Raw genomic sequence first — 6,157 nt, forward strand, 5'->3', positions numbered from 1 at the left:
GTCGATCACGGGGAAGACCAGCGATCCGTTAAAATGCTCGTGACCGCTCTCGCGGTAAATCCCCAGCCGCTGCAAGCGGGTGCGGATTTCCGCTCCGTCCTTGCGGTTCTTGTGCGGCAAGGTCAGCCCGAGCGTCCGGTCGGCGTAGCCGATCCGGAAGGTTGCCAGGGCTTCTTCCTCCCAGAGGCCGCGCTTCTTCAAGTAGTCCACCGCAGCCTTATTCTCCTTTAGCCGCCCCGCGTAGTAAGCGAGCACCTGCCCGAAGAGCGTCTGGTCGTCCGCGTCGAACTCGATCGGAGGCGGAAGCTTCGGAACGGTGGACTTCCTCACCGGACCCGCGCTCCGGTAGAGCGAGGGGTTCTTCGTCCGCAAAAGCTCCACCGCCTCCCGGAAGGAGACCCCGTCGTATTTCATGACGAAGTCGATCACGCTCCCGCCCTGCCCGCTGCTCATGCAGTGCCACAGGTTCTTGCCCGGGGTCACGATGAAGCTCGGCGTCTTCTCCTCCGTGAACGGCGAGAGGCCCGCAAGGTCCTTCGAGCCATGCTTCTTCAGCTCGATTCCCTTGGACCGGACCAAGGCCGCGAGGTCCACGGAGGATTTCAGGGAGTCCAGTTCGGTCTCGGGGATCCTACCCATCTTCCCGCCTCCACTCTTTCAAGGTTTCCACCGGTGGATAATGGCTCTCCAGCCAGTCCGTCACCCGACTCGCCTCCCAACTGCCCGGACGATTCCAAGCCTCGGCCAGATCGTGGGCCAACTCTCCGAGCGTCTCTTCGAGCTTTTGCAAGCAACGCTCCCGCGCCAACGCCCGGGCAGGCTCCAGATTCAGGGGGTGGATTTCTACCACCAGTTTCACCGGAGAGGGCTTCCGTCCGGTCGTTTCAGCTTGCCCTTCCGGGCCGTTTTCTTCTTTCATGTCTTTGTATTCATTTACTGATTGAAGGTCAGCGGCTTATGTTTTCCCGACTCAGCTGCTGGCCTTTTTTCGTATTTGGCAGTCAAGGCAAAACTATCAAAAATTTAAGCATTCTTAACTTGCATAATTTTTTGATAGTTCACATTGGCATAGACATGCAAGCGATTTCCGTGAAAAAGACCATTTTGACGAATCGTCCGTATAATCGGCCCATGGCAAGCGGACGAACCACCACCAAGGAAGCCCCTTTCTTCGGTCAACGACTCTCCCATTTTCGCAAGCAACGCGGCATGACCCAGCAGGAACTCGCCGATGCGCTGGAGATTTCCAGGAGCCTCGTGCACCACTACGAACGCAGTTGCCCGAACCCAACCAGTGATTTCGTGCTCAAGGTTTCAAAGGTTCTCGATGTTTCCCTCGACGAACTCTTCGATCTCAAACCCGAGAAGATCAAAAGCGGCCCACCGCCAAGAGTGAAAAAACTCACACAGCGGCTGGTCGGACTTCCGAAGGCTAAGCAGGGCGTCGTTCTCGAGATGCTCGAAAGCTACCTCGACAAGGCCTCCTGAGCACCAATGGAGCCGGACGATGACACGATTCGGCTCATCGCCGAATGCATGCGCGAGGACGGTGACCGGAAAAAAGAAGAAGCTTACCAAGCCATGCGCAAAGCATGGCTTGAACGTCGTGATGGGAACCCCAGCCTCCAACCCGGTTTCAAGGTCGATACCGATCTTCAGCCTCTTCGATGGCTCGAAGATGGCCGGGATCTGATCCAAAGTGCCAAAGGCACGATTTCGGTTCAGTTGTCCAGCGGCCTTTCCAGACCACCCTTGAACACCTATCTTCCCTATCCGGTTTTCCAGATGGGCGCGGAGATATTTCTCAAGGGCATGTGGCTTTGCCAGTTCGAAGAGTGCCGGAACCTCCGGGATCACGATTGGATGACTTCCGAGAAGCGGAAAGACTACCGAGAGAAACTAAAGGACATCGGACACGATCTAATCGGGCTAACCGCAAGGGTTCGGCAAATCGGACCGTTCGGCGAAAGCGTTCCGATTGGCGAGTTTCTCACGATTCTCGATGCCGTTGTTCGCGAGCACTACTTTCCATTATACGAAGCCGCACGCAAGGGCTCCAACTGGGCTTATGCCCGCTACCCAAAACGGTTCTACAACGACTCGCTGGAGATCGCTTCGGCAAACTCCTTGCTACGGTTTCCCGACCAAAGCCTTTTGCGTCGTGCTTTCGACGACGCATTTGACGAGATCGAACGCATTTGGAACATCCGCGCCAACTTGGCCGCCAGGAGCCGTTCCGAAAGATGATTTTCTCTTTAGCCGCTTTCCAGCGGGCCGGGGAGGCGGCCCAAGATTGGGTGCCAGGCGCGAAGCGCGGGGCATGGCTCCTTCCCCATCCTTCCGGCTTCGCCGGGTAATCCTCAAGCGTCGTAGATGGCCCGCTTGCCGGGCCGTGGGCGTCGCGTCCTGCGTCGGAGTGGCATTTCCCCGCGCGGCGAAGCAAAGCGAGCAACGCGCGGGGCAACCGCGCCACGGGTGGCGGGGGGAAGCTCCCAGAGCAAAGCGAAGCGTGCGATTTTGGGGGCGCGTGGCGGGGAGCGACTAAGGAAAGATTCCTCTTGTCGGAGATATTTCAATACGGAGGCAAGCCTCCCGGATTGCCGTTGCCGCCGGGCGCGGGGCCGTTCCAAACTTTGGAGCATCGGAATCCGATGCGGAGGGAAGCTTTTGGCAAAGCGACGAAGGAGCGCGCAGAGGCCGAAGGACTCGGAGGGAACATTCCCGCGACACCGGGGAGTTTCCGAACCAATACAACGTGAGCCCGCACCCGCCCCGGCTCCCCCACCCCGACCGCGCCGCCTATCCTGGCCGACCTGTCTCGGCGTAGTCCAAAAGGGGCGAAGACGGAAGACTCGCACAAGAACGCGTTATGTCAAAACCCGCCCCATCCGAAGGAGCTCCAGCGACCGGCAGGAGGGAAAACAGGCGGGATTGGACATAACGCCCTTGTGCGAAAGCGTAGGCCCGCATCTCCAATCATCGCGGCGCGGGCGGGGCGGGGGTGCCGGGGCGGCATAAGGGCGTCCGAGACGCGCCGAAGAGTTGACCGGATTCCAGCCGGGGTTTCCGGGGAGTTGTCATGATTCTAGACCCGACGTCTTTTTGGTGTCGTTTCCTTGGCCTGTGTAAGTTCAAATCTTCGGGTCCTCGGCGAACCAAGTTGCATAAATATAAACTTCGTTGCTAGTGTCGTCTAACGCCTTCACCGATACCAGTAGCGATACGTTGGATACTTTTTCATCAACAAAATTAAAACTCTTGTCTGGTGGTGACCGATGGGCCTTCCACCATTTGGAAACACCATAAAATATGGGCTCATCCCCCCATATCTTCCTCCCGGCTGAAAAAGAGATTGGTCCAATTGTATCCTCCATTTCTTGGATCTCCTCAGGACTTGCCACAATGCGTAGAAAAATGCTTATGGAATTAGACCTTTCGGAGAAAAACATCTGCGAGTTTTTGATACTTTGGCCAGACATGCCCTGAGGAAAAATATCTCCCACCTTCGCCTCAAGGATGTCCATTATCTGACTCCCCCCTGATAAGGAATCCCCCGAGCCGATACATCCTCCCAATAAAAAAACGAGCGAAATAGCTAGAAGCGACCTCATATTTTTTCCCAAGGCCAAACATTGATCGCTCCTACACCAGTCGCTACCCCGTCTCCTCCATCCGCGTCAGGATCAATGGAATACTCCATGTCTTCCACAGACCATTTTATCGTGATGTGAAAATCTTGGTTTGGTTTCGAAGTGCTAGGAAGAGGAGCCGATTTTCCCAGTCTTCTTAGCGTTCTACCGAACCAATCGGCTAAATCACTATTCGGATGGTCTGCTTCGTGAGGATCGAATTTATCCAAAATCGCTGCGCTATTCCCAATTAATTTTACGCGACATTCCACTCTATCCACTTCGAACTTACCGTTCACCACAAACCGCACCTGGTTTAGCGTGGCCGCTAACAATTTGTTCCGCCTAATTTCAATAACTTTTCTGGCATTGTATGGACCCGAATCCTTGCTGCCTCGCCATGCATTCGATGCCTCTTTACTTAACAAATCCTGTGCAGCCGCTCGCACGTCCGGGTATTCTTTCATGTATTCGCCCCACACACCGTCATTCCTGGTAAAAGGAGCATTCCCGTTCCATGATTCCCAGTGATAATAGAGCGCAAACGCTACGTTCCAATCTCTTAGCTTCACTCCTACTGGTGTTACCCAAGGCGAAAACACCGGATATAGCCCCAACACATCCCATCGGCTCACCCCATCATTCCCAACAAACCCATACAGGTTCAATCCACCCCGTTCCCCGATGGGATCCCTAGACGCCCATTTCCCGGTTTCGGGGTCATAGTATCTGAAGCCGTATACAGTAACACCCGACGCGGTGTCGTAGCCGTGTCCCCGTTTTTCCCCGATGCAATCTGGGCTTGCGGGGCGGTCGGACCCGGTGCGACTGGCAGCTAAGAAAAAAAATCCCCCGACGCGGTTTTTGGCCCGTTCGTCGGTTTTCTCCGGGGCGTAGGCTGGGTTCAGGGCTACCATTTTCGACTTCAAAGACTACGCTCCGAAGGCGGTCGAAGGAAGCAAAATCATTCTTCCGGAACGAACCGGAAGGGATTCATGCGGGCGTTGTAGACGCGAACGATTTGCAGGAGGTTTTCTTCCGGCAGGTGTTCGTAGATAATTTGCGTGTGGAACCGTTTTTCGTAGAAGCGGCGAAGCTCCCGTTTTTTCGAGACCCGGACATATCCATCGGGCGAAAGGCTGATCGCGCGGATCGCGGCCTCGAACTCTTCCGCAAACTCTTTTTCCAGTCCGGCTCGTTGTTTTTGCCAAAACAGGTATTCCCGGCGCGCGTCGGCGACGGCTTCTTTCAAATGGCGGATCTGCATCCCTCAGCCTTCGCGGACCATCCGCATGGCCTCTTCGTGCGATACCGTTTCGGTCAACCCGTTTTCAAGGTCTTCCAGTCTGCGTTCGGCGACCTCCACTTGTTTTTCGTGGAAGAGCCGCTCCTGCATCCGGCCGAGGTGGATTACCACCTTGTCACGCTCTTCGGCGGGCATGGCGTCGATTTCCTCGATGACTTGCGCGGCATTCATACTCTCAAACATTGCGGTATTTCCGGGTTTCTTCAAGTCCGCTTTACTTGTGCGGCCGGATGGCTTTTCTCGTAAACCTCCCGCAGGTGAACGAGGCTCACTTCGGTGTAAATCTGCGTGGTATCGAGTCGGGCCATGGCCGAGCATCCGCTGGATCAGGCGGATGTCGGCCCCGTTTTCCATCATGTGGGTGGCGCAGCTGTGGCGGAGCAGGTGACAGGAGCCCTTCTTTTCGATTCCGGCGGCCTTGATCGTCTTGCTCACCCAGTTGCCGAGATAGTTCGGGTTGAAGCGTTCCCCGTAGCCGCTGAGGAAAAAGGCCCGTTCGCCCTCCCCCATCGAGAGAGCCGGACGGCTCCGCTCCAGATACGCTTCGAGCCAACGGACCGTCGCATCTCCCAACGGCAAGAGGCGGCCTTTGCCGCCCTTGCCCTTCCTGATGTGGACGCTGGAGGCTTTCAGGTCGATGTCCTCGAGGTCCAGGGAGACGAGTTCGCCCCGGCGCATTCCGGTGGCGTAGAGCGTTTCGAGGATGGCCCGGTCCCGCAGTCCCAGCGGATCGGTAACGTCGGGCTGCCCCATCAGGCGGCGCAGCTCTTCGGCGTTGAGGGCCTTCGGCAAGGCGTGATAGGGCTTGCGGGGGAGTTCCAGGTCGGCCGCCGGGTTGGCCATCAGGAAACCGCTTTTGCACAGCCAGGAGAAGAACCGCTGCAAGGTGCCCAGCCTTGCCCGCTGGGTGCGCACGCTCAGCCGCTCGCCATCCTTCTTCTCGTAGCGGTAGAGCCAGCCCTGGTAGCTCTCGAGGATCGGCTTGGTGATCTGATCGGGAGAGGACAGTTCCCGCTCCTTCGCCCAGTCCAGGAACATCTTCAAAGCCCAACGGGCCGCGCTCAGGCTCGTCTCCGAGTAATTGCGCTCGGCCATCCGCTCCAGCCACGCCTCCGAGTGCGACCACAACGAAAAAGGATCGTCGTCGCCCTCCGGGCGAAGCGGGGCCGACAGGCCCCCTTTGCGGCGGCCACGCATCCCGGCCACGCTCGCTATGCCTTTT

8 protein-coding genes are annotated in these 6,157 nt (G+C 57.1%); 2 read left to right on the forward strand and 6 right to left on the reverse strand.

The annotated features are described in order from the left end of the window. On the reverse strand, positions 1–639 hold a 639-nt coding region (locus H5P30_RS02170; protein WP_246459221.1), incomplete at its 3' end, for a CHC2 zinc finger domain-containing protein. Further along, complete coding sequence (locus H5P30_RS02175) at positions 632–919, reverse strand: hypothetical protein (protein WP_185691325.1); 288 nt, start codon at positions 917–919, stop codon at positions 632–634. The genes H5P30_RS02170 and H5P30_RS02175, both read right to left, overlap by 8 nt. A 170-nt stretch (positions 920–1,089) precedes the next feature. On the opposite strand from H5P30_RS02175, the gene H5P30_RS02180 reads away from it, so the two are divergent. After that, a complete protein-coding gene (locus tag H5P30_RS02180) occupies positions 1,090–1,488 on the forward strand; it encodes a helix-turn-helix domain-containing protein (RefSeq protein ID WP_185691324.1) in 399 nt (132 codons plus the stop codon). Between the two features lie 6 nt (positions 1,489–1,494). Then, positions 1,495–2,247 carry a hypothetical protein gene (locus H5P30_RS02185; protein WP_185691323.1) on the forward strand — a complete coding sequence of 251 codons (753 nt, stop codon included), beginning with the start codon at positions 1,495–1,497 and terminating at the stop codon, positions 2,245–2,247. A gap of 884 nt (positions 2,248–3,131) precedes the next feature. Here the strand turns inward: H5P30_RS02185 and H5P30_RS02190 are convergent. From H5P30_RS02190 to H5P30_RS02205, 4 genes are all read right to left on the reverse strand, one after another. Further along, the gene (locus H5P30_RS02190; protein ID WP_185691328.1) at positions 3,132–3,524 is read right to left on the reverse strand and encodes a hypothetical protein; all 393 of its coding nucleotides are present in this window, start codon (positions 3,522–3,524) and stop codon (positions 3,132–3,134) included. A gap of 83 nt (positions 3,525–3,607) precedes the next feature. Then, positions 3,608–4,546, reverse strand: coding sequence for an RHS repeat-associated core domain-containing protein (locus H5P30_RS02195; protein WP_185691329.1), 939 nt, complete (start codon positions 4,544–4,546; stop codon positions 3,608–3,610). A gap of 47 nt (positions 4,547–4,593) precedes the next feature. After that, positions 4,594–4,896 (reverse strand): hypothetical protein, encoded by a 303-nt coding sequence (locus H5P30_RS02200; protein WP_185691330.1) that lies wholly within the window; start codon positions 4,894–4,896, stop codon positions 4,594–4,596. A gap of 3 nt (positions 4,897–4,899) precedes the next feature. Beyond that, the coding region (locus H5P30_RS02205; RefSeq protein WP_185691331.1) for a tyrosine-type recombinase/integrase at positions 4,900–6,157 on the reverse strand (1,258 nt) is incomplete at its 5' end.

Origin of the sequence: Puniceicoccus vermicola (genome assembly GCF_014230055.1) — a bacterium.
In the GTDB taxonomy this organism is placed as follows: domain Bacteria; phylum Verrucomicrobiota; class Verrucomicrobiia; order Opitutales; family Puniceicoccaceae; genus Puniceicoccus; species Puniceicoccus vermicola.

Bases quoted from the DNA above. Each gene is read 5' to 3' on its own strand.
- H5P30_RS02190 (WP_185691328.1), bottom strand. From the start codon at position 3,524: ATGGACATCCTTGAGGCGAAGGTGGGAGATATTTTTCCTCAGGGCATG.
- H5P30_RS02185 (WP_185691323.1), top strand. From the start codon at position 1,495: ATGGAGCCGGACGATGACACGATTCGGCTCATCGCCGAATGCATGCGC.
- H5P30_RS02195 (WP_185691329.1), bottom strand. From the start codon at position 4,546: ATGGTAGCCCTGAACCCAGCCTACGCCCCGGAGAAAACCGACGAACGG.
- H5P30_RS02200 (WP_185691330.1), bottom strand. From the start codon at position 4,896: ATGCAGATCCGCCATTTGAAAGAAGCCGTCGCCGACGCGCGCCGGGAA.
- H5P30_RS02175 (WP_185691325.1), bottom strand. From the start codon at position 919: ATGAAAGAAGAAAACGGCCCGGAAGGGCAAGCTGAAACGACCGGACGG.